This is a genomic window from Pedococcus sp. NPDC057267, from assembly GCF_042668795.1.
Lineage (GTDB): Bacteria > Actinomycetota > Actinomycetes > Actinomycetales > Dermatophilaceae > Pedococcus.
In genome coordinates this window covers 1-21,981 of the sequence record NZ_JBHUYG010000053.1, presented here as the reverse complement: position 1 = coordinate 21,981, position 21,981 = coordinate 1, and the positions used below count along the sequence as shown (strand labels likewise).

The window sequence follows — 21,981 nt, the reverse complement described above, 5'->3', positions numbered from 1 at the left end:
TCAGACGTGGACGACGGTGCAGGTCAGGGTGCGGGTGATGCCCGCGACGTCCTGGATCTTGGCGATGACGAGCTTGCCCAGCTCGTCGACGGTGTTGGCCTCGACGCGGGCGATCACGTCGTACGGGCCGGTGACGTCCTCGGCCAGGACCACCCCGGCAATGCCTGCGATGGCCTCGGCCACTGTCGCCGCCTTGCCGACCTCGGTCTGGATCAGGATGTAGGCCTGGACCACCACGTGACACCTCTGCTTCCTGGTTGGCCGGGACGGATGTCCCGAGAGAACCTGCCGCGGCGGGGCGCCACGGTGACCCAGACGCTACCGTGCCCGTGTCCCACCCGTCTCCCCAGGACCGCGTCACAAGGAGGTCACGCCGTGCCCGACCAGGCGCGCACGCTCGCGCAGGTGTCCGAGGGTGCCCTGCTGGCCGAGATCTTCCCGCTCTTCGCGGGTGGGCCGGGTATGCCGGTGGGCCCGGGGGACGACGCCGCGGTCCTCGCCACGGGGAGCCGCACGGTCGCGACCACCGACACGATGGTGCGGGGGCGCGACTGGGTGGACGAGTGGTCCAGCGGGGCGGACGTCGCCGCCAAGGCGCTCACCCAGAACCTCGCCGACGTCGCCGCGATGGGCGGCCGGCCGACGGCCGTGCTCGTCGCCCTCATGGCGGACCCGGCGGTGTCGGTGGACTGGGTGCTCGACTTCGCGCGGGAGCTGGGGGCACGGGCCGCGGAGGCGGGTGTCGCCGTGGCCGGCGGGGACCTGTCGTCAGCGCCGACAGGCGTCCTCGCGGTCGCGGTCACCGCGCTGGGGGAGCTGCCCGGCACAGCCGTCCTGCGCTCCGGCGCCCGACCCGGCGACGTGGTCGCCGTCTGCGGCACGCTCGGGCGCTCGGCCGCCGGGCTCGAGCTGCTCCGGTCAGGCACGGGGGCGGGTGCCGTCGCCGCCGACTGCGTCGCGCACCACCTGCGGCCCACGACGCCCCTGTCGGCCGGACCCCAGGCAGCGGCGAGCGGCGCGACCGCGATGCTCGACGTGTCCGACGGGTTGCTGCGCGACGGCTCCCGGCTGGCGGCGGCCAGCGGGGTGCGGCTGGCGCTCGACTCGGCGCTGCTGGCCCCCGACGTGGACGTGCTGCGCGAGGTGGTCGGCGACGGGGCGCTGGAGTGCGTGCTCGCCGGTGGGGAGGAGCACAGCCTGCTCGCCACCTTCCGGGGGGAGCTGCCGGCTGGGTGGCGGGCGCTCGGCCGGGTCGACGAGGGTGAGGGCGTCACCCTCGACGGTGAGCCGCAGCAGCCTCGTGGCTGGGACCACTTCGCGGGCTGAGCCCTCGCCCGGCGCCGTGATGCCGCGGGATGTCCGCGGGTGGGGGTGCAGCAATGACCCAGACGTCACCGCCGCATCCCCAACGACTGCCGCACCCCCGAAGCCGCAGCTGTCCCCGGGAACGACCGAAGCCGACCTCCCCGTGGGGAGATCGGCTTCGAGTGCGTGTGCCGGGAGGCTGGGTCAGCGCTTGACCTTGCCGGCCTTCAGGCACGAGGTGCAGACATTGAGACGCTTCGGGGTCACGCCCGCGTCGCCCACCAGAGCCTTCACGCGCTGGATGTTGGGGTTCCAACGACGCTTGGTGCGGCGGTGCGAGTGCGAGATGTTGTGACCGAAGCCCGGTCCCTTGCCGCAGACGTCGCAGTTGGCAGCCACGGGTGTTCTCCTGGTTCGATGCGTACAAACTCGGGGCGCCCGTGATCCACCGCGGGCAGGAGCCAGCGACGGAGAGGTTCACGGGAACCGGTCAAGCGTAGCCGAGGGGTGGCGCATCGACCAAAACGGCGCCGATGGCCGCCTCGGCGACGGCCCCTGACGTTAGCCTGCCACCGTGCTCGATGCCCTCACCGCTGCGGATGCCCGGCGGTGGGCTGTGCTCACGCGGGCCGCCTTCGCCGCCCGGCGAGCCGAGATCGACGCCCTCAACGTCTTCCCGGTCCCCGACGGCGACACGGGCACCAACCTCTACCTCACCCTCGACGCCGCACTCGACACCGTCCGCACCGAGCACGAGCGGGACGGCATCCTCGGCGAGGCGTCGCTGGAGCAGGAGTGCAGCGACCTCGCCCACGCGATGCTGCTCACCGCGCGGGGCAACTCCGGGGTCATCCTGAGCCAGCTGGTGCGCGGGTTCGCCGAGGCGATCGCCGAGCGCGGGGTGGAGGCGGCGGACGCGTCCGTCATGGCCGACGGCCTTGCCCGGGCCAGCGCCCGCGCCCGCGCCAGCGTCATGCACCCGGCCGAGGGGACGATCCTCACCGTCGCGCACGCGGCGGCCGCGGCGGGGGCCCAGCCGGTTGACCAGGGGCTCACGGCGGTCGCCGAGGCCGCCCTCGACGCAGCCACCGTCGCGCTCCGGGAGACGACCGAGCAGCTGCCGGCCCTGGCCCGGGCGGGGGTCGTGGACGCCGGCGCCGCCGGGTACGTGCTCATGCTCGAGGCCCTCGCCCGGGTCGTGCACCAGGACGCCACGCAGGTCGGGGAGCGGGTCGAGCCCTTCACCGAGGACCAGACCCTGCGCCGCCGGGAGGACTGGACCCGCAGCAACGGGGGCACTGTCGAGCCGGTGGGCTCCCACGGTGGTTCGTCCACCGGTGACGGCGACCTCGTGGAGGGCGGCCCGGCATACGAGGTCATGTACCTGCTGCGCGACAGCGACGAGGAGCGGGCGGCGACGCTGCGCACGACGCTCGACGCGCTCGGTGACTCGCTGCTCGTCGTCGGTGGCCCCGAGCTGTGGAACGTCCACGTCCACGTCGACGACGTCGGGGCCGCGCTCGAGGCGGGGCTCGACGCCGGGCGGCCGTTCCGGGTGCGGGTCACGCACTTCGCGGACCAGGCGGCACGGCGGGAGCGCCACGCCACGGGAGTCGCTGTCGTGGCCTGCGCGGCCGGCCCGGGCCTGGCGACGGTGTTCGAGGCGGCCGGTGCCGTGGTCGTGCCCAGCGGCCCCGGCCGGCGCGCGTCCGCCGGCCAGCTGCTCGACGCCGTCCGCGCCACCGGCGCCCCCTCGGTCCTGCTGCTCCCCAACGACCGCGACACCGAGATGGCGGCGCACGCCGCCGCCCGCGCAGCGGAGGCCGACCAGGTCGAGGTCCACGTGGTGCGCTCGCGCACGGCGGTCCAGGGCCTGGCCGCGATGGCGGTCTGGGAGGCCTCTGCCAGCGCCGCCCGCAACGCCGCGGAGATGGGCCACGCGGCGGCGGCCACCCGGCACGGCGCCGTCGCGGTCGCCAGCAAGGAGGCGCTCACGAGCGCGGGCCCGTGCGCGCCCGGTGACGTCCTCGGGGCGGTGTCGGGCGATGTCGTCGTCGTGGGCGACGACCTCGAGGCCGTCGGCATCGAGGTGCTGACCCGGCTGCTGTCCAGCGGCGGCGAGATCGTCACGGTGGTGACGGGGGAGGGTGCGCCCGAGGGGCTGGGGGAGGCCCTGGGCCAGCGGGTCCGGCAGACCCAGCGCGACCTCGACGTGCAGGTCATCGAGGGCGGGCAGCCGCACTACCCACTGCTGCTGGGAGTCGAGTAGGCGTGGTCGACGAGAGCACGAACCTGCGCTCGGTCGTGTCGAGCGCGGCGCCCAAGCTGGCCGCGGGCCGCGACCTGCACACCGTCGGCGACCTGCTGCGGTTCTGGCCGCGGCGGTACACCAGCTTCGACGCGGACCTGACGAGCCTGCACGAGGGCGAGTACGTCGTCGTGGTGGCCGACGTCCGCGACGCCGTCACCCGCCCGATGCGCAACCGGCGCGGCCGCATCCTCACCGCGACGATCACCGACGGCACCAACGACATGGAGGTGACCTTCTTCAAGCCGTACGGGCACGAAGGCCGCCTCGTCCCCGGCGCGCGGGCCATCTTCGCGGGCAAGGTGGGCCGCTACGGCCGGACCTGGCAACTGACCCACCCCGACTACCAGATCCTGCCGCCCGACTCCGACGGCCTCGACGCGCGCCGGCGGCTGCTGCCGATCTACCTGCAGGTGCCCAAGGTCCAGAACTGGACCGTCATCGACAGCCTCAACCTCGTCTTCGACCAGCTCGACTCGGTCGTCGACGTCGTGCCCCCGGACCTCGCCGCTGCGCGCGGCCTGCCTTCGCGGCTGGAGGCGCTGCGCGGCATACACCAGCCCAGCGGGTGGCCGGAGGTGGAGCGGGCGCGCACGCGGCTGCGGTACGAGGAGGCCCTCGTCCTGCAGACCGTCCTGGCCCAGCGGCGGCACCGGCAGTCGCAGGAGAAGACGCTCGCCCGCCGCCCGCGCGAGGGGGGCCTGCTGGCGGCCTTCGACGCGCGGCTGCCGTTCGAGCTCACCGCCGGGCAGCGCGAGGTGGGGGAGGTGCTCGCGCAGGAGATGGCGCGCGACACCCCGATGCACCGGCTGCTCCAGGGCGAGGTCGGCTCGGGCAAGACGGTCATCGCGCTGCGCGCCATGCTCGCCGCCGTCGACGCGGGCGGCCAGGCGGCGCTGCTCGCGCCGACGGAGGTCCTCGCGGCCCAGCACCACCGGTCGATCACGACGATGCTCGGTGACCTCGCCGAGGGCGGGATGCTCGGCGGCAGCGACATCGGGACCCGCGTCAGGCTGCTGACCGGTTCCCAGTCGACCGCTGCGCGCAAGCAGGCGCTGCTCGACGCAGCCTCCGGCGACGCCGGGATCGTCGTCGGCACGCACGCGCTCATCCAGCAGAACGTGTCCTTCTTCGACCTCGCCCTCGTCGTCGTCGACGAGCAGCACCGTTTCGGCGTCGAGCAGCGGGATGCGTTGCGGGAGAAGGGGAAGCAACCGCCGCACGTCCTCGTCATGACGGCGACGCCGATCCCGCGAACCGTCGCCATGACGGTGTTCGGCGACCTCGAGACGTCCACCCTGAGCGAGCTGCCGCGAGGCCGGTCGCCGATCGCGACGCACGTCGTGCCCGGGGACAACGCCCGCTGGGTCGAGCGCACCTGGGAGCGCATCGCCGAGGAGGTGCGGGCCGGGCGGCAGGCGTACGTGGTGTGCCCGCGGATCGGCGGCGACGACAAGGGTGTCGAGGACGAGCCGTTCCTGCCGCCCGAGGTGGACGAGGAGGGCAACCCCGTCGAGGCGCCGCGCGAGCTCGCGAGCGTGTATGCCGTGGAGGCCACCCTGCGCGAGACGCCGGCGCTCGCCGGGCTCACCATCGAGGTCCTGCACGGTCGGATGGCGCCGGAGGCCAAGGACGCCGTGATGGCACGGTTCAACCGCGGCGAGGTCGACCTGCTCGTCTCGACCACGGTGATCGAGGTCGGCGTCGACGTCCCCAACGCCACCGTCATGGTGGTCATGGACGCCGACCGGTTCGGGGTCTCCCAGCTGCACCAGCTGCGCGGGCGGGTCGGCCGTGGGCAGCACGCCGGGCTCTGCCTGCTCATGACGAGCACCGACGCCGAGTCGGCCCTGACCCGGCTGCAGGCTGTGGCCGGGACGACCGACGGGTTCGAGCTCGCCCGGCTCGACCTCGAGCAGCGGCGCGAGGGCGACGTGCTCGGGGCGCGGCAGTCCGGTGGCCGCAACTCGCTGGAGTGGCTCTCGATCCTGCGCGACGAGGCGCTCGTCGACCAGGCACGCGAGGACGCCACGGCGCTCGTCGCGGCCGACCCCGAGCTCGCGGGGCACCCGGACCTCGCGGCCGCCGTCGCCGAGCAGGTGGACGAGCAGCAGGCCGCCTTCCTCGAGCGCGGCTGACCGCAAGGACCAGGTCCGGTCCCGGCCCCCCTCTTGGTGACACGCTCGTCTGCGCACAGAGCTCGGTCCCAGCCCCCCGCTCGCTGACACGCTCGTCTGCGCACAGACCTCGGTCCCACTGCGCGTGGATCCGCTCGCTGCGCAGAGACACGCTCGTCTGTGCACAGACGAGCGTGGGCGGCTGCGGAAATGGGTTCGTGGGCGGGGCGACCGCGACCCTAGGCTGCCGGCCGTGATCCTCGCCCACGACGTCGACGGTGACGGCCCAGCCGTCCTCCTGCTGCACTCCGGGGTCTGCGACCGCCGGATGTGGGAGCCCCAGGTCCCCGCGCTGGCCCGCGCCCACCGGGTCGTGCGACCCGACCTTCGCGGCTTCGGCGAGAGCCCGATGCCGGGTGAGGCGTATGCCGACGCCGACGACCTCGCCGCGCTGCTCGACTCGCTCGGCATGGCCGAGGCGGCGGTCGTGGGCTCGTCCTACGGCGGGCGCGTCGCGATGGAGCTCGCCACGAGGGACCCCGCCCGCGTGTCATCCCTCGTCCTGCTCTGCCCCGCCTTCCGGGGAGTCGACCCGGACGAGGAGCTGCAGGCGTTCGGCGCCGAGGAGGACCGCCTGCTCGAGGCGGGTGACGTCGAGGGGGCGGTGCAGCTCAACGTCCGCACCTTCCTCGGCCCGGACGCCGACGAGGCGACCGCCCACCGCGTCACGCAGATGCAGCGCCGGGCGTTCGAGGTGCAGCTTTCCGCCGACGCCCTCGAGCCCGGCCCGCAGCCGGAGCGGGTTGAGGTCGACCCGTCGCGCCTGGCCGTCCCGACCCTCGTGGTGTCCGGCACGCTGGACCTCGGCCACTTCCGTGAGGTCGCGGCCGTGCTGGCCGCGCAGGTCCCCGACGCCGAGCACGTCGAGCTGCCCTGGGCGGGTCACCTGCCCTCGCTCGAGCGCCCGGATGCCGTCACCGACCTGCTCCTCGACGCCCTGGACCGCCGGCACCCGGTTCGCACGCACTGACCCCCAGGTCTTTGCGCGGTCGGAGCGGTGCCCACCGCCGCGATCGCGCAGAGACCGGAGGCGGTGGTCGCGCTACCGTGCCGCCGTGACGCGCATCATCAGCGGCCGGGCCGGCGGCCAACGGATCGCCACCCCGCCGGGCCAGGGCACCCGCCCCACGAGCGACCGGGTGCGCGAGGCGCTGTTCTCCCGCCTCGAGCACCTCGACGTCCTGCGCGGCGCGCACGTGCTCGACCTGTATGCCGGGTCCGGCGCCCTGGGCCTCGAGGCCGCCAGCCGGGGTGCCGCGTCGGTACTCCTCGTCGAGTCCGACCGCGCCGCCGCGGCGGTCGCGCGACGCAACGTGGCGGCACTCGGCATACCCGGCACGGCGGTCCGCCACGCCACTGTCGCCCGCACGCTGGCAGCGCCACCGGCAACCCCGTGCACCCTCGTCTTCAGCGACCCGCCGTACGACCTGTCCGAGGAGTCGCTGGCCGGCGACCTCGCCCTCCTCGCAGAGCACGGCTGGCTCGCGCCCGACGCGCTCGTCGTCGTCGAGCGCTCGTCCCGCTCACCCGAGCCTCGCTGGCCGGCGGAGTGGGAGCCCGAGGGGGAGCGGCGGTACGGCGAGACCAAGGTCTGGTTCGCCGGCCCCCGTCACCCCGAGGGCGTGGCCTGACCGCCTCCGGGCATCACCTGAGCGCCTCCGGGCGTCACCTGACCGCGTCCTGACACACGCATGACGAAGGGGCCCGACCGCAGCAGTGGTCGGACCCCCTCGTCGCGCGGGTGGCGGCTCAGGCCGTCGGTGCGCCCGCCCCGCCGGCGGGGGAGATGCTGAACTGCACGCTGCCGGCCTCGTCGACGGTGGCGTCGAGGACCTGGTCCCCGAGGGCGACCGCGGCCGTCTCGTCGAGGAAGACCTTGGCGCCGTCGCGCTCCACGACGGCGTCACCGGGCTCGGCGGCCTCGGCAGTGGTCACGGTCAGCGCGCCGGAGTTGGCGCCCTCGTGGCTGAAGCGCAGGCCGGCCTCGTCGGTGGGGAGGTTCTGCTCGACGAGGGTCTTGACGATCGTGCTGGCGTTCTCGGTCAGGGTGAGCATGAGCTCTCCTTGCGATGGAGGTCAGGACCTCTCCACCGTGTCGCAGCCTGCGCGAGGGGACAAACCGGGCGTCCGCTGGGTGGGACGCGGGCGGACCCCGGTGCCCGGCGGGCGGCGACGCCGCAGGTGGGAGAGGGTGGGGCCATGACGCGATATGAGATCCCGCGCCCGATCGAGGGTGACGTGGTGGAGCTGATCCTCGACGACCACCGGCTGTTCGAGAGCCTGCTGCGCGACCTGCGCGACGCCACCGCCGACCGCGAGGCCGCCCGCGCCGCCCTGTCCGCCGTGCTCATCGCCCACGGCGAGGCCGAGGAGGAGAAGGTCTACACGACCCTGCGCCGCAAGGACGCGATCGACGAGCACGAGGCCGAGCACGGCGAGGAGGAGCACGCCGAGGGCAACGAGGCGCTGCTCGTGCTGCTGGAGTGCAAGGGCACCGACGCGCAGAAGTTCGACGACGCGGTGGAGGACCTCGCGACGGCCCTCAACCACCACATCGGCGAGGAGGAGCAGACCATCCTCAACCCCGCCCGCACCGACGTGTCGGAGAAGGTGCGCCAGGACCTCGGCGTCGCCTGGGCCCAGCGCCGCAACGAGCTCCTCGACGAGGACTGCGGCAGCGAGGCCAACGTCCGCCGGGTCGTCGAGCGCGCCCACGAGGAGGGCCTGCTGCCCGCCGACGACGAGGACGACTGACTGCCGCTGCTAGCGTTCCGGTGTGACCAACCCCAGCCCGCGCCGGTGCGTCTGCCCCGGCTCGTACGACCCCGTCACCGCCGGCCACCTCGACGTCATCCGTCGTGCGGCCTCGCGGTGGGACGAGGTCGTCGTCGCCGTGCTGCACAACCCTGCCAAGCACGGGGTCTTCAGCCCGGACGAGCGGCGCGAGCTGCTCGCGGACGCCTGCGCGGACCTGCCCGGCGTCCGCGTCGAGGTCTTCGCAGACCGGCTCCTGGTCGACGTGTGCCGGGACGTGGACGCCGCCACCATCGTCAAGGGGCTGCGCGGCGACACCGACTTCGCCTACGAGCTGCCGATGGCGCTGATGAACAAGCACCTCACCGGCGTCGAGACGGTGTTCCTGCCCGGCGACCCGGCGTTCGGCCACGTCTCGAGCTCGCTGGTCAAGGAGGTCGTCCGCTACGGCGGGGACGTCACCGGGCTCGTGCCCGACCGCGTCCGCGACGCCCTCGTCGACCGCCTGCGGAGGCAGTGACCTGAGCTCCAGACCCTCACGGGCGCACGGCTTCCGGCCCGACATCGAGGGGCTGCGGGCCGTCGCCGTCCTGCTCGTCCTCGCCTACCACGCGGGCCTGCCGGTCCCGAACGGCTTCCTCGGCGTCGACGTCTTCTTCGTCATCTCCGGCTTCCTGATCACCGGGATCCTGGTCCGCGAGCTCGGCTCGACCGGGACCATCTCGTGGGCCCGCTTCGTCGGCCGGCGCATCCGCCGTCTGCTGCCCGCCGCGGCGCTGGTGCTCGTCGTCACCGCCGTGGTGGCGTACCTCGTCGTCCCCGGGCTGCGCCGGCGCGAGGTCGGCACCGACGTGGCCGGGGCTGCCCTCTACGTCGTCAACTGGGTCCTGGCGCACCGGGCCGTCGACTACCTCGCCGCCGACAGCACTCCCTCGCCGGTGCAGCACTTCTGGTCGCTCGCGGTCGAGGAGCAGTTCTACGTCGTGTGGCCGCTGGCGCTCATCGCGCTCGCCTGGGGGGTGCGCCGGCTGCGCCGCACTCAGCGGGCGCCGTCGCCGGCTGCGGTCGGTGGCCTGCTGGCCGTGATCGCAGTGCCGTCGTTCGCGTATGCGGTGTGGCTGGGTGCGGTGGACCCTGCGCGGGCGTACTTCGTGACCACGACCCGCGCCTGGGAGCTCGGGGTCGGTGCCGGGCTCGCCGTCTGGGCGCACGCGCGCGCCGGCCGTGCCCCCGCCCCTGCGGCTGACCTGCCCGCTGCCCCCGACGCCCCGACCGGACCGCTCGCGACGGCCGCCGTCGGCTGGGTGGGCCTCGTCGCCGTCCTCGGGAGCGCGTTCTGGCTGCCCCCGCACGCGGTCACCCCGGGCCCGTGGACGCTGGTGCCGACGCTGGGCGCCGCCGCGGTCCTGTATGCCGGGTGGGCCGGCGTGCCCACGGGGCCGGTCCGCGTCCTCGGCGCCGCCCCCATGGTCTGGGTGGGGGGCCTGTCGTACTCGGTCTACCTCTGGCACTGGCCGGTCGTGGTGCTCGCCGACTGGGCGGCGGACGGGCTCGACCCGTGGGTGCGCGTCGCCGTCGTGGCCGCGTCGCTCGTGCCCGCGTGGGCGGGGCACCGCTTCCTCGAGGCGCCCGTCCACCACAGCCGGGTGCTGGCCACTCGCACGCGCCCGGTGCTGGGCCTGGGCCTGGCGCTCTCGCTGGCCGGGGCGCTGGCGGCCGTCCCGCTCCTGCGGGTGCAGTCGCCGTTCCGCACCGCCCCCGTGGCCGGGTCGACGCCGACGCCCGACGCGCTCGGTGCGGCGACCCTCGGCGCCGAGCCGACCGGCGACGCGAGCCGGTTCGCCGTCGACGACTGGGAGTGGCTGACCCCCGACCCCCAGCTCGCGGGCAAGGACCGGCCGGCGGCCGACGTCGACCACTGCCAGGTGGACCGGCTGGCCCGCGAGCCCGTGCGGTGCGACTTCGGCGACCCGGCCGGCAGCCGCACGGTCGCCCTCGTCGGAGACTCCAAGGCGATGCAGTGGCTGCCGGCCGTGGAGGCGCTCGCCGCTCGGCACGGCTGGCACGTCGTGACCTACGGCAAGTCCTCGTGCGCCTTCGCCCGCGGCCACGCCCAGCAGGCGGGGGAGCCCTACGAGCAGTGCGACGCGTGGAACGCCGGGGTGATGCGCCGGCTGCGGGCGGACCCGCCCGACCTGCTGCTCACCTCGAGCTACGCCACCACCGCGTGGGACGGAGGGCGCCCCAGCCGTGACGCGCTCGTCGACGGGCTGGCCGCCCGCTGGTCGGAGGTGCGCGCCCTCGGCGTCCCCCTCGCCGTCCTCGGGGACAGCCCGCTGTCGCCGGACGACCTCGACGTCTGCACCGCCAGGCACCCGCACCACCTGACCCTCTGTTCGTTCGACCGGGCCCCGGCGGTGGAGGGCAGCGGGCTGCCTGTCCAACGCGCCGCTGCGGCGGCGGCAGGGGTCGAGCTGGTCGACCTCACCGACTGGATCTGCCCGGCGCAGCGCTGCCCCGTGGCCATCGGCCACGTCACCGTCCACCGGGCCGGGGACCACCTCACCGCGACCTACGTGCGCACGCTGGCCGGGGTGCTGGGCCGGGCCCTCGAGGCGCATTTGGGCGAGCGGGCCGGGCTCCGGTAACCTCGTGCGTCGGTCTGCGTCTCGTCCGGAGCGTGAGCCGAGCCCTCGACGTCTGCTGGAGCCATGAACCACCTCGACCCGCGCTCGCCCTTGGTCTTCGACACCAAGAGCCTGGGTCGGCGACCCGGTTCGATGGAGCTCGTCCAGCGTACGGCCGAGGCACCTGCCGACCTCGGCACGGACGTCATCGGGGTGCCCCAGGGCGACCCGGTCGAGCTGGACCTGCGGCTCGAGTCCGTCGTGGAGGGCGTGCTGGTCACCGGCTCGGCGACCGCCACCGCGACCGGCGCCTGCGTGCGGTGCCTGGACCCCGTCGCCGTCCCGGTGGACGCGCGGTTCCAGGAGCTGTTCGCCTACGCCGACCGTGCGGCCCACCACCGTGAGGTGGGGGCCGGCGACGACGAGACCGAGGAGTACATGCTTGAGGGAGACCTGTTCGACCTCGAGCCGGTGCTCCGGGACGCAGTGGTGCCCTCGCTGCCGTTCCAGCCGGTGTGCCGGGAGGACTGCCCGGGTCTGTGCTCCGAGTGCGGAGCACGCCTGGCGGACGACCCGGACCACCACCACGAAGTGATCGACCCGAGGTGGTCCGCGCTCCAGGCGCTGTCCGCCGACACCGAAGAGAAGAGGAACTGACGTGGCTGTCCCGAAGCGGAAGATGTCGCGCTCCAACACCCGTTCGCGTCGCGCGAACTGGAAGGCGACGGCGACCACGCTCACCACGTGCCCCCAGTGCAAGTCGCCGGCCCAACCGCACCAGGCGTGCCCGTCCTGCGGCTACTACAAGGGTCGTCACTACACGACCGCCGAGCGCACCGAGCACCAGGGCTGAGCTCCCTGACGAACGCGAGGTCCCCACGGTCCGCGGCGGCGTCGCCGCGGACCGACGCGACGCAGCGGCCCGTCGACGACTTCGCCACGCACCTCGCAGAGGTGTGCGGCGGACCCGTCGACGAGTCGCTGCTTCTGCGTGCCCTCACCCACCGCTCGTACGCATACGAGAACGGCGGCCTGCCGAACAACGAGCGACTCGAGTTCCTCGGTGACTCCGTCCTCGGCCTCGTCGTCACCGACACGCTCTACGCCACCCACCCCGACCTGCCCGAGGGCCAGCTGGCCAAGCTGCGTGCGGCGGTCGTGAACATGCGGGCGCTCGCCGACGTCGCGCGCACCCTCGGCCTCGGCGACCACGTCCTGCTCGGCCGTGGCGAGGAGGCCACCGGCGGTCGTGACAAGGCCTCGATCCTCGCCGACACGATGGAGGCCGTCATCGGCACCGTCTACCTGTCGTCGGGGATGGACGCCGCGGCCACCCTGGTGCACCACCTGCTCGACCCCCTCATGGCCCAGTCCGCCACGCTCGGTGCCGGCCTGGACTGGAAGACCTCGCTGCAGGAGCTGGCGGCCGCCTCGACGCTCGGCGTCCCCGAGTACCGCGTCGAGGAGGAGGGGCCGGACCACGAGAAGACGTTCCACGCCCGCGCCGTCGTCGGTGACGAGGTGCTGGGCGAGGGCACCGGCCGGTCCAAGAAGGAGGCCGAGCAGAAGGCCGCCGAGCTGGCCTGGCGCGCGCTGTCCGCCCGGGCGGGCCGGCTGGCCTCCGGCGACGCCGTCGACGCCGACGGCGCTGCGGGCGCAGACGAGACCGCCCCCGACCTCGGCGACGGCTCCGACGACGACGCCGCGGTGGGCTCGCCCACGTAGGCGAGCACCCGGCATACTCCCGCCGTGCCCGAGCTGCCCGAGGTCGAGGTGGTCCGACGTGGCCTGGCCGACCACGTCGCCGGCCGCACGATCGAGACCGCGGCGTTCCACGGCACCCGCGTCGCGCGCCGGCACCTCGCCGGCCCGGTCGACCTCGGGGAGCGGATCGCCGGCAACACCGTCGAGTCCGCGCGGCGCCGGGGCAAGTACCTCTGGCTCGTCCTGCGGACGCCGGAGGGCGAGCGCCAGGCCCTGCTCGCCCACCTCGGGATGAGCGGGCAGCTGCTGGTCGAGGACGAGGGTGCCCCGGACGAGAAGCACCTGCACGCGCGGTTCCGGTTCACCGACGGCGGCCCCGAGCTGCGGTTCGTCGACCAGCGGACGTTCGGCGGCATGGCCCTGGCCGAGCTGACCGACGACCTGGTCCCCGAGACGATCGCGCACATCGCCCCCGACCCGTTCGAGCCCGCGTACGACCAGGCGGCCGTCGTGCGCCGGATGAAGGCCAAGGACGTCGCGGTCAAGCGCGCCCTGCTCGACCAGACCCTCGTCGCCGGCATCGGCAACATCTACGCCGACGAGGCGCTGTGGCGGTCGCAGGTGCACGGCGAGCGGCTGTGCTCCGCCCTGAGCAAGCCGACGCTGTCGCGGATCCTCGACCACGCCCGCGAGGTGATGGCCGCGGCGCTGCTCCAGGGCGGCACGAGCTTCGACGCGCTCTACGTCAACGTCAACGGCGCCTCCGGCTACTTCGACCGGTCGCTGCACGCCTACGGCCAGGAGGGGCGCCCGTGCGACCGCTGCGGCACCCCGATCCGGCGCGAGGCCTTCATGAACCGGTCGTCGTTCTCCTGCCCCCGCTGCCAGCCGCGACCGCGGCGCACCGCTGTCGCGAGGGCCGGACGCGGCCGGGTGGCTTCCACCTGACAGCCGGTTGCGGCGGAGGTACAACTGGAGACATGGACGACAACGAGCCGGCGCGGGCTGTCATCTGGGTGCACGGACGGGTCCAGGGCGTCGGCTTCCGGTGGTGGACCCGGGCCCGCGCCCTCGAGCTGGGACTCGTCGGGCACGCGCGCAACGCCGGCGACGGCCGGGTGGAGATCGTCGCCCAGGGACCACCGGCCAAGATCCGTGAGCTCGTGACCCTGCTGGAGGAGAAGCCCTCGCAGGCCCTGCGCCCGGGCGACGTCCACACCTGCGTGTGCACCTGGGGTGCCGCGCGCGACGGCATCGAGGGCTTCGTCGAGAAGTGACCCGCCGGGCCCGTGGCCCGCGGGGCCCGGCACGCGCGGTGGTGGAGTGACGCACGGGCAAAAAGGGCACACCGGGCGCCATTGACCCGCACCGGCCCGCCTGTCACCCTGAGAGATGGCCCCGGTCGCCCCGTCGGGGTGGGCCGCTCGGGCCGGGCCGCAGCTCGCGAACCCCGCCGCCTGCGGAGAAGGAGTCGACCATGGCCAAGGCCCTCGTGGGCTACCGCGTGGCGAACGAGCCACGGCTGGTGCTCGAGACCATCGAGCTGCGTCGCAGGGTCCGCGACCTCGAGCACCTCGTCGAGGCGTTGCAGCGCGACAACGACCGCCTGCGCGAGAACGACCGCGTCCGCGATGACGTGAGACAGCCGGACGTCGTGGGCGCGGCCGTGCCTACGATTGCCGGGTGACCTCACCCGTCCCGACCGACCCGGAGACACCCGCGGAGCTGGCGCGCCTGCGCGCCAGCATCGACAACATCGACGCCGCCCTCGTGCACCTGCTCGCCGAGCGCTTCAAGTGCACCCAGCAGGTGGGTGAGTACAAGGCGCGCACCGGTATGCCGCCGGCCGACCCCTCGCGCGAGGAACGGCAGATCGCGCGGCTGCGCGCCCTGGCCGACGAGGCCGGGCTCGACCCGACCTTCGCCGAGAAGTTCCTCAACTTCGTCATCGCCGAGGTCATCCACCACCACGAGGCCATCGCCGCCTCCGACTGACCCGGGCGCGCGCCCGAGGTCCGCACGCGAGTTCACTTGCGTCACAGCAGGCACAGGCAACGCAGGACCGCGGAAGGTCCACGGTGCCCGCCGTGCCCGCGGGTAGGGTGGGCCCCGATCCGACCCCGTCCGACCACCCGCAGCCTCACCCGGGAGCCACGCCGCTCGTGTACGTCAAGAGCCTCACCCTCAAGGGCTTCAAGTCCTTCGCCTCGGCGACCTCGATGCGGCTCGAGCCGGGCATCACCTGCATCGTCGGTCCCAACGGCTCCGGCAAGTCCAACGTCGTCGACGCACTCGCCTGGGTGATGGGGGAGCAGGGCGCCAAGAGCCTGCGCGGCGGCAAGATGGAGGACGTCATCTTCGCCGGGACCGCCGGCCGCGCGCCCCTGGGCCGCGCCGAGGTGGCCCTGACCATCGACAACACCGACGGCGCGCTGCCGATCGACTACACCGAGGTCACCATCAGCCGGACGATGTTCCGCAACGGTGGCTCGGAGTACGCCATCAACGGCACGTCCTGCCGCCTGCTCGACGTGCAGGAGCTGCTGTCCGACAGCGGTATCGGCCGTGAGATGCACGTCATCGTCGGCCAGGGCCAGCTCGACACCGTCCTGCGCGCGACGCCCGAGGAGCGGCGCGGGTTCATCGAGGAGGCCGCCGGGGTCCTCAAGCACCGCAAGCGCAAGGAGAAGGCGCTGCGCAAGCTCGAGGCGATGGAGGCGAACCTCACCCGCGTCAGCGACCTCACCGGCGAGATCCGCCGCCAGCTCGGCCCGCTGGGCCGGCAGGCCGAGGCTGCCCGCAAGGCCGCCGTCATCCAGGCCGACGCCCGCGACGCGCGCCTGCGGCTGCTCGCCGACGACCTCGTCCAGCTGACGTCGACGCTCGAGCAGGAGGTCGCCGACGAGACGGCCCTCATCGCCAAGCGCACCGAGGTCGAGGAGGGCCTCGCCGAACAGCGCAGCCGCCTCGCCACCCTCGAGCAGCAGGCCGCCGACGCCGCCCCCGAGCTGTCCCGCGCCCAGGAGCGCTGGTTCGCCCTCCAGCAGCTGCGCGACAAGCTCGCCTCGACCGAGTCGCTCGCCGCCGAGCGGGTGCGCCTGCTCAGCCAGGACACCGCCGACGAGCAGACCACCGGCCGCGACCCCGAGGAGCTGCGCGCACAGGCTGCCGAAGCCCGTCGCCAGGAGGAGTCGCTCCTCGCCGAGGTCCGCGAGGCCAAGGAGGCGCTCGAGGCCGCCGTGGCCGCCCGCGAGGAGCTCGAGCGCGCGTATGCCGCGGAGCAGCAGCGCCTGCAGCGCCTCGCCCGCGCCGCCGCGGACCGCCGTGAGGGGCTGGCGAAGCTGGCCGGGCAGGTCGGGGCGCGCAAGAGCCGGATCGAGGCCGGCGAGGCCGAGATCGGCCGACTCCGGGGCGTGGTCGAGCAGTCGCAGGAGCGGGCCCGGGCCGCCGAGAAGGAGTTCTCCACGCTCGAGGCCTCGATCGCCGTCGAGGAGGAGGGCGAGGAGGGCCTGGACTCGACCTACGAGACCGCCGCCGCAGCCCTCGAGGAGGTCGAGGCCGAGGTCGAGCGGCTGCGCGAGGCCGAGCGCACCGCCGAGCGCGACCGCACGACCGCCAGCGCGCGGCTCGAGGCCCTCGAGCTCAGCCTCTCCCGCAAGGACGGCGCAGCCACGCTGCTCGCCGCCGCAGACTCCCGGCACGGCATCGTCGGCTCCGTCGCGTCACTGCTCCAGGTGCGCGGCGGGCACGAAGCCGCCGTCGCCGCGGCCCTCGGCTGGGCCGGGGACGCGCTCGCGGTCGAGTCCGTCGACAACGCCGCGGCCGCCCTGCAGACCCTGCGCCAGGACGACGCCGGACGAGCGGCCTTCCTCGTCGGGCAGACCGCCGCCGCCTCGGACCCGTCGAGCTGGCCCGCGCTCGAGGACGGCGCGGTGTGGGCCCGCGAGGTCGTCGACGCCCCTGCCACCGTGCGTCCCGCGGTGGAGCAGCTGCTCGACCGGGTGGCCCTGGTGGCCGACGCGGCCCGGGCCGCCGCCCTCGTGTCGCGTGGCCTGGGCGTCACCGCCGTGACGGCCGAGGGCGACGTCTTCGCGCCCGGCTTCGTCCGCGGCGGCTCGTCGAGCGCCCCCAGCCTGATCGAGATCCAGTCGGCGGTCGACGAGACCCGGGACCGGGTGGCGGAGGCGACGCGTCGCGGCGAGCAGGCACGGTTCGCGCTCACCGCCGCGCAGGAGCGCCACCGCGCCGCGACCGAGGAGGTCGAGGCCGCGCTCGAGGCGCTGCACGAGTCCGACGCCAAGATGGCCGCGGTCGCCGAGCGGCTCGGCCACCTCGGGGCCACCGTCCGCTCCGCCCGTGCCGAGGCCGAGCGCACCGAGCGGGCGATCGCCGACGTGGAGGCCACCCTCGAGGCCGACCGCGCCGAGCTCGCCGCCCTGACCGAGCGCCTCGAGGAGGCCGGCGCCGAGCCGACCGAGGCCGACGACCCCAGCACCGACGAGCGCGACCGCCTCGAGCTCGAGGCGAGCCGCGCCCGCACCGGCGAGACCGAGCTGCGGCTGACGCTGCGCACCAAGGAGGAGCGGGCCCGTGCCCTCAAGGGCCGCGCCGACTCCCTCGAGGGCGCGGCCCGCAACGAGCTCGCCGCCCGCCAGCGGCTTGCGGCCCGCCAGGAGCGGCGCAAGCGCGAGGCCACGGTCGCCGAGGCGGTCCGCAGCGGCGCGGCACACGCCGTCACGCTCGTGACGACGGCCCTGCAGGCCGCAGCCGAGCGGCGGACCCGCGCCGAGCAGGAGCGCACCGAGCGCGACGCCGCGCTGACCGAGGTGCGCCGGGCCGTCGCGGCGCTGCAGGACGAGCTGCGCGACCTCACCGACACCGTCCACCGCGACGAGGTGGCCCGCACCCAGCAGCGGCTGCGGATCGAGGCGATGCACGCCAAGGCCGTCGAGGAGCTCGGGATCGACCCCGAGGTCCTCATGGAGGACTTCGGCCCGCACCAGATGGTGCCCCACGTCCCCGGCCCGGACGACGACCCCGACAACCTGCCCGAGCCGGCGCCCTTCGTCCGCGAGGTGCAGGAGAAGCGGCTGCGCAAGGCCGAGCGCGCGCTGAACGCCCTTGGCCGCGTCAACCCGCTGGCGCTGGAGGAGTTCGCGGCGCTGGAGGAGCGGCACAAGTTCCTCACCGAGCAGCTCGAGGACCTCAAGAAGTCCAAGCGTGACCTGCTCGACATCGTCCGTGAGGTCGACGAGCGGGTGGAGCGTGTCTTCACCGAGGCGTTCCACGACACCGCCGCCCAGTTCGAGCAGGTCTTCGGCCGGCTCTTCCCCGGCGGCGAGGGCAGGCTCACGCTGACCGACCCGTCCAACATGCTGACCACGGGCATCGAGGTCGAGGCGCGGCCGCCGGGCAAGAAGATCAAGCGGCTGTCGCTCCTCTCCGGTGGCGAGCGCTCGCTCGTCGCGGTGGCCCTGCTCGTCTCGATCTTCAAGGCGCGGCCCAGCCCCTTCTACATCATGGACGAGGTCGAGGCCGCCCTCGACGACGCGAACCTGGGCCGGCTCATCACCCTCTTCGAGGAGCTGCGCGACTCCAGCCAGCTCATCGTCATCACCCACCAGAAGCGCACCATGGAGGTCGCCGACGCGCTCTACGGCGTGTCGATGCGTGGGGACGGTGTGACCACCGTGGTGTCGCAGCGCATCCGGGACGTGGCTGCCCAGAGCGCCTGAGGGGGCCTCGCCACGCCGGGACCCGGACCGCAGATTTGAGGTCTGCCCCGCGGAGGGGCAGTCTTGAGGCATGGTCGCCCTCATCATCGGCATGCTCGTCTGCGTCGCGCTCGCGGTTGCCGTGGTGGCAGTGGTGGCCATCCCCGCCCGTCGTGAGGGTCGTGACCTGCTCACGCCGCAGGGCGAGGAGCTGATCTCGGCGGCCAAGGACAAGGCCCGCGAGAAGACCGAGAGCGCCCTGGAGAAGACGAGCGAGGCCCTCACCACGGCCAAGGACAAGGTCACCGACTCCGTGGGATCCATCGGCAGCACGAGCAGCACGCCGGAGGACAGCGGGCGTCACCGCGCTGGCTGAGGGTCCCGGCTGAGGTCCCGGCTGAGGGTCCGGCTCATCACCGGCGGGCATTCCGGTATGCCCAGACGGCGGCCACCAGCCGGGCCGCGAGCTGGCCGCGTCGTGCCAGCCGCCGCACCTCGCGACGATGTGGTGGCAGCAAAGTGCCACCGAACTGGTCGAACACCGCTGGTGGGAGCGCGAACTCGTTCCTGACCCATGACATCTGTCATGGGCCGTTCGGTTGATGACCCCGGATGCTGGGGCAGGCCCGAACCGGGGCCACCCATCACCACCCGGAGGAGTTTGGATGACGTCTCTGTCACCCCGAACGCGCAGGGTCCTCGCCGGAGCGGCAGCAGCCGCGGTCGTCGCAGCCGGAACCGCCGGCTACGCCGGCCGACACGAGCTCAACGAGGCCTGGCTGAAGTACCAGTGGCGCGACCGCCACTACAACGCGGCCGTCATGGAGAAGGCGCTCATGATCGCCGGGGGCAACCCCGCCGAGGCGCAGAACGAGTCCAAGGAGGCCGTGACCATCGAGGAGCAGTTCGCGCAGGCGCGGACCGCCCCCGGCATCGTGGCCCCAGGGGCCTACGGCAACGCCTTCGCGCAGCTGTCGTCGATGCCCCGCACGAGCGGCACCTGGCACGAGGTCACCAAGGTCCCGTACAACGAGGACGACACGCGCTACCGCGACTGGAACTCCAACTCCTCCGGCGGCGCGGGCTACGGCACCGGCCGCATCACGGGCCTGGCCGCGGACTCCGCCGACCACGTGTATGCCGCGGGTGCCGACGGCGGCGTCTGGCGCTCGAGCCAGGGTGGCGGCAACTGGACGCCGATCGCCGACTCGCTGCCCTCGCTGAGCGGCGGCGACCTGCAGATCGCCGGCAACGACGGGTCGCTGTGGTTCGCCACGGGCGAGGCCAACACCGGCGGCACGTCCTACGTCGGGTCGGGCGTCTACCGGCTCGCGAACCCGGCGACCGGCACCTTCAGCCCCACGGACCGGGTGGGCGGCAAGGAGCTCGAGTCCACCACCATCGGACGCGTGCGCTGGGGCGGCTCGACCGTCTTCGCCGCCACGAACCGGGGCATCTGGTACCACGCGGCGGGCACGCCGTCGGGTGACTGGACGTTCGGCTTCGCCCCGAACATGTCGTACATGCCGCAGATCACGGACGACGCGGGCAAGGTCCTCGTCCCCGCCGGCTCCAACTGGTCGGGCGACACCTCGTCCGGCGCGACCAACGCGGCATACAAGAACATCGTCAACGACATCGCGGTCGACCCGAAGAACCCCAAGCACGTGGTCGCGGCCATCGGCTGGCGCTCGGGTGACACCTACAACGGGTTCTACGAGACCAACGACTTCACCCAGGGCCCCTCGAGCTGGCACAAGCTGTCGGTGACCCTCGGCGGCATCACGAACAGCAGCGACGTGGGCTACACGACGTTCGCCTTCAGCAAGACGGGTGACCGCCTGTACGCGATGGTGCAGCAGCCCAGCAAGATCGCCTCGTCCTCCTCGCTGGCCGGCATCTACGTCTCCAAGACCGGTTCGCCCAGCGGGCCGTGGAACCAGATCGCCAACGAGCAGCAGCTCCACAACAGCGGCTCCGCGCTGGACCGCAAGGGCTACGGGGTCGGTGTGCAGGCCTGGTACAACCAGTTCCTGCAGGTCGACCCGGCGAACGCCGACCACGTCTGGGCCGGGCTCGAGGAGGTCTTCGAGACCAAGGACGCCGGTTCCCACTGGAACGCCGTCTCGCCGTACTGGAACTTCACGTTCCCGTGCTGGAGCATCGACCCGACCAAGAACACCTGTCCGCTGGCCGGACACTCCGACCAGCACTCCGTGGCCGTGGGCACCGCCGGTGGCACGCCCGTCGTGTTCTTCGGCAACGACGGTGGCGTCTACCGCCGCCCCGTCAACGGCAAGGTCAACGCCAACGGCAACGCGACCGACCTGGTCTCGATGTCGGCCGACGGCACGCTCGGCTCGCTGCAGTACTACTCGGCCTCGGTCGGCAAGGACCTCTCCGGCACCGGCATGGTGGTCTCCGGCGGTCTGCAGGACAACGGCGTCTCCAACCTGCGCAAGGTGAACCCGGACGGCACCAACGGCGACACGGAGATGGGCTCCAACTTCGGTGGCGACGGTGGCGACGGTGCGGCGGACCCGCGCAACGGCTGCAACCAGCTGCAGGAGTACGTCTACCTCGCCGTCAAGGTGACCAACAACTGCGCCGAGAACCCGGGTGCCACCAGCGAGGCGGACGCCTCGTCCTGGTCGCTCGACCCGGGCGACCCGAACCCGCGCTTCATCGCCCCCATCGGGCTCGACGGCTCCAACCCGGACAACGCCATCTTCGGTGGCGAGTACGTCTGGACCGCGTCGAACGTCTGGAAGGCCCGTGACTCCAGCGTCATGAAGAAGCAGTTCGACCTCGGCGCCGGCCACTCGGCCACGGCGGTCGCGATGCAGAACGGCGCGGCATACGTCTCGTGGTGCGGCCCGTGCAACAACGCCGGGTTCACCCGGGGCATCGCCACCAACGCCGGGGGCACGTGGCACCAGCTGACGCTGGACGCCTCGTTCCCGAACCGCTTCGTCCAGGGCCTGGCCGTGGACCCGGCCGACGGCAACCACGCGTATGCCGCGATCAACGGCTTCTCGCGCCGGTTCACCGAGGGCCCGGGCGCCGGTGTCGGCCACGTCTACGAGACGACCGACGGGGGCCAGCACTGGACCGACATCAGCGGCAACCTGCCCGACGTGCCGGCCAGCTCGGTCAAGCGGCTGTCCAACGGCGGGCTGGTGCTCGGCACCGACCTGACGACGTTCTACCGGGCTCCCGGCGCGACGTCCTGGCAGGTGCTCGGCAGCGGGCTGCCCACCACCGTGGTCATGGACCTCGAGGTGGCTCCCGACGGCGACCTGTACGCCGCCACCCACGGCCGGGGCATGTGGAGCATCCCGCTCCCGCAGTGACCCCGTCCTGACCCACCGCACCGCCCCCGGCCGCAGCAG

The 21,981-nt window shown here is 73.6% G+C and carries 21 protein-coding genes; 18 read left to right on the top strand and 3 right to left on the bottom strand.

Annotation, left to right across the window (positions count from 1 at the left end; all coding sequences use genetic code 11):
• A complete protein-coding gene (locus tag ACFUC1_RS12580) occupies nucleotides 1-234 on the bottom strand; it encodes an Lrp/AsnC ligand binding domain-containing protein (RefSeq protein WP_310155252.1) in 234 nt (77 codons plus the stop codon).
• A gap of 141 nt (nucleotides 235-375) precedes the next feature.
• Between ACFUC1_RS12580 and thiL the strand changes: the two genes are divergently transcribed.
• Nucleotides 376-1,326: a thiamine-phosphate kinase gene (gene thiL, locus ACFUC1_RS12575; protein ID WP_379120183.1), complete on the top strand. Its 951-nt coding sequence runs from the start codon at nucleotides 376-378 to the stop codon at nucleotides 1,324-1,326.
• Between the two features lie 183 nt (nucleotides 1,327-1,509).
• Here the strand turns inward: thiL and rpmB are convergent, their stop codons facing one another.
• Nucleotides 1,510-1,704 (bottom strand): 50S ribosomal protein L28, encoded by a 195-nt coding sequence (gene rpmB / locus ACFUC1_RS12570; protein ID WP_056922510.1) that lies wholly within the window; start codon nucleotides 1,702-1,704, stop codon nucleotides 1,510-1,512.
• Nucleotides 1,705-1,879: 175 nt separating this feature from the next.
• Here rpmB and ACFUC1_RS12565 point away from each other — a divergent pair, with 175 nt between their 5' ends.
• From ACFUC1_RS12565 to rsmD, 4 genes are all read left to right on the top strand, one after another.
• Nucleotides 1,880-3,574: a DAK2 domain-containing protein gene (locus ACFUC1_RS12565; protein WP_379120180.1), complete on the top strand. Its 1,695-nt coding sequence runs from the start codon at nucleotides 1,880-1,882 to the stop codon at nucleotides 3,572-3,574.
• Between the two features lie 2 nt (nucleotides 3,575-3,576).
• Nucleotides 3,577-5,751, top strand: a complete 2,175-nt coding sequence (locus tag ACFUC1_RS12560) for an ATP-dependent DNA helicase RecG (RefSeq protein ID WP_379120178.1) — start codon at nucleotides 3,577-3,579, stop codon at nucleotides 5,749-5,751.
• A 232-nt stretch (nucleotides 5,752-5,983) separates the two neighbouring features.
• Nucleotides 5,984-6,760 carry an alpha/beta fold hydrolase gene (locus tag ACFUC1_RS12555; RefSeq protein ID WP_379120176.1) on the top strand — a complete coding sequence of 259 codons (777 nt, stop codon included), beginning with the start codon at nucleotides 5,984-5,986 and terminating at the stop codon, nucleotides 6,758-6,760.
• Between the two features lie 85 nt (nucleotides 6,761-6,845).
• Nucleotides 6,846-7,421 carry a 16S rRNA (guanine(966)-N(2))-methyltransferase RsmD gene (rsmD, locus tag ACFUC1_RS12550; RefSeq protein WP_379120173.1) on the top strand — a complete coding sequence of 192 codons (576 nt, stop codon included), beginning with the start codon at nucleotides 6,846-6,848 and terminating at the stop codon, nucleotides 7,419-7,421.
• A gap of 118 nt (nucleotides 7,422-7,539) precedes the next feature.
• Here rsmD and ACFUC1_RS12545 read toward each other — a convergent pair whose 3' ends face one another.
• A complete protein-coding gene (locus ACFUC1_RS12545; protein WP_379120171.1) occupies nucleotides 7,540-7,845 on the bottom strand; it encodes a hypothetical protein in 306 nt (101 codons plus the stop codon).
• A gap of 144 nt (nucleotides 7,846-7,989) precedes the next feature.
• Between ACFUC1_RS12545 and ACFUC1_RS12540 the strand changes: the two genes are divergently transcribed.
• The 13 genes from ACFUC1_RS12540 to ACFUC1_RS12480 all read left to right on the top strand — a co-directional run bounded on the left by ACFUC1_RS12540 (nucleotide 7,990) and on the right by ACFUC1_RS12480 (nucleotide 21,942).
• Nucleotides 7,990-8,544 (top strand): hemerythrin domain-containing protein, encoded by a 555-nt coding sequence (locus ACFUC1_RS12540; RefSeq protein ID WP_379120169.1) that lies wholly within the window; start codon nucleotides 7,990-7,992, stop codon nucleotides 8,542-8,544.
• 22 nt (nucleotides 8,545-8,566) lie between these two features.
• Nucleotides 8,567-9,064: a pantetheine-phosphate adenylyltransferase gene (gene coaD, locus ACFUC1_RS12535; protein WP_379120167.1), complete on the top strand. Its 498-nt coding sequence runs from the start codon at nucleotides 8,567-8,569 to the stop codon at nucleotides 9,062-9,064.
• 1 nt (nucleotide 9,065) lies between these two features.
• Nucleotides 9,066-11,192 carry an acyltransferase family protein gene (locus ACFUC1_RS12530; protein ID WP_379120201.1) on the top strand — a complete coding sequence of 709 codons (2,127 nt, stop codon included), beginning with the start codon at nucleotides 9,066-9,068 and terminating at the stop codon, nucleotides 11,190-11,192.
• Nucleotides 11,193-11,255: 63 nt separating this feature from the next.
• On the top strand, nucleotides 11,256-11,828 hold the full coding sequence (locus tag ACFUC1_RS12525) for a YceD family protein (protein ID WP_379120165.1): 573 nt from the start codon (nucleotides 11,256-11,258) through the stop codon (nucleotides 11,826-11,828).
• A gap of 1 nt (nucleotide 11,829) precedes the next feature.
• A complete protein-coding gene (gene rpmF / locus ACFUC1_RS12520; RefSeq protein ID WP_310155297.1) occupies nucleotides 11,830-12,024 on the top strand; it encodes a 50S ribosomal protein L32 in 195 nt (64 codons plus the stop codon).
• 101 nt (nucleotides 12,025-12,125) lie between these two features.
• Nucleotides 12,126-12,896: a ribonuclease III gene (rnc, locus tag ACFUC1_RS12515; RefSeq protein ID WP_379120163.1), complete on the top strand. Its 771-nt coding sequence runs from the start codon at nucleotides 12,126-12,128 to the stop codon at nucleotides 12,894-12,896.
• Between the two features lie 24 nt (nucleotides 12,897-12,920).
• Nucleotides 12,921-13,823: a bifunctional DNA-formamidopyrimidine glycosylase/DNA-(apurinic or apyrimidinic site) lyase gene (gene mutM / locus ACFUC1_RS12510; protein ID WP_379120161.1), complete on the top strand. Its 903-nt coding sequence runs from the start codon at nucleotides 12,921-12,923 to the stop codon at nucleotides 13,821-13,823.
• 32 nt (nucleotides 13,824-13,855) lie between these two features.
• Entirely contained in the window at nucleotides 13,856-14,152 is a 297-nt protein-coding gene (locus ACFUC1_RS12505; RefSeq protein ID WP_379120159.1) for an acylphosphatase, read from the top strand.
• A 200-nt stretch (nucleotides 14,153-14,352) separates the two neighbouring features.
• The gene (locus ACFUC1_RS12500) at nucleotides 14,353-14,562 is read left to right on the top strand and encodes a hypothetical protein (protein ID WP_379120157.1); all 210 of its coding nucleotides are present in this window, start codon (nucleotides 14,353-14,355) and stop codon (nucleotides 14,560-14,562) included.
• Nucleotides 14,559-14,870 carry a chorismate mutase gene (locus tag ACFUC1_RS12495; protein ID WP_379120155.1) on the top strand — a complete coding sequence of 104 codons (312 nt, stop codon included), beginning with the start codon at nucleotides 14,559-14,561 and terminating at the stop codon, nucleotides 14,868-14,870. Before ACFUC1_RS12500 ends, ACFUC1_RS12495 begins: the two co-directional genes overlap by 4 nt.
• Before the next feature lie 167 nt (nucleotides 14,871-15,037).
• On the top strand, nucleotides 15,038-18,610 hold the full coding sequence (gene smc / locus ACFUC1_RS12490) for a chromosome segregation protein SMC (RefSeq protein ID WP_379120199.1): 3,573 nt from the start codon (nucleotides 15,038-15,040) through the stop codon (nucleotides 18,608-18,610).
• Nucleotides 18,611-18,680: 70 nt separating this feature from the next.
• Nucleotides 18,681-18,965 carry a hypothetical protein gene (locus ACFUC1_RS12485; RefSeq protein ID WP_379120153.1) on the top strand — a complete coding sequence of 95 codons (285 nt, stop codon included), beginning with the start codon at nucleotides 18,681-18,683 and terminating at the stop codon, nucleotides 18,963-18,965.
• A gap of 289 nt (nucleotides 18,966-19,254) precedes the next feature.
• On the top strand, nucleotides 19,255-21,942 hold the full coding sequence (locus ACFUC1_RS12480; RefSeq protein ID WP_379120151.1) for a WD40/YVTN/BNR-like repeat-containing protein: 2,688 nt from the start codon (nucleotides 19,255-19,257) through the stop codon (nucleotides 21,940-21,942).
• Nucleotides 21,943-21,981 lie beyond the last annotated feature (39 nt).

Bases quoted from the DNA above. Each gene is read 5' to 3' on its own strand.
- ACFUC1_RS12540 (WP_379120169.1), top strand. From the start codon at position 7,990: ATGACGCGATATGAGATCCCGCGCCCGATCGAGGGTGACGTGGTGGAG.
- ACFUC1_RS12545 (WP_379120171.1), bottom strand. From the start codon at position 7,845: ATGCTCACCCTGACCGAGAACGCCAGCACGATCGTCAAGACCCTCGTC.
- ACFUC1_RS12505 (WP_379120159.1), top strand. From the start codon at position 13,856: ATGGACGACAACGAGCCGGCGCGGGCTGTCATCTGGGTGCACGGACGG.
- ACFUC1_RS12525 (WP_379120165.1), top strand. From the start codon at position 11,256: ATGAACCACCTCGACCCGCGCTCGCCCTTGGTCTTCGACACCAAGAGC.
- ACFUC1_RS12485 (WP_379120153.1), top strand. From the start codon at position 18,681: ATGGTCGCCCTCATCATCGGCATGCTCGTCTGCGTCGCGCTCGCGGTT.
- ACFUC1_RS12480 (WP_379120151.1), top strand. From the start codon at position 19,255: ATGACGTCTCTGTCACCCCGAACGCGCAGGGTCCTCGCCGGAGCGGCA.
- ACFUC1_RS12500 (WP_379120157.1), top strand. From the start codon at position 14,353: ATGGCCAAGGCCCTCGTGGGCTACCGCGTGGCGAACGAGCCACGGCTG.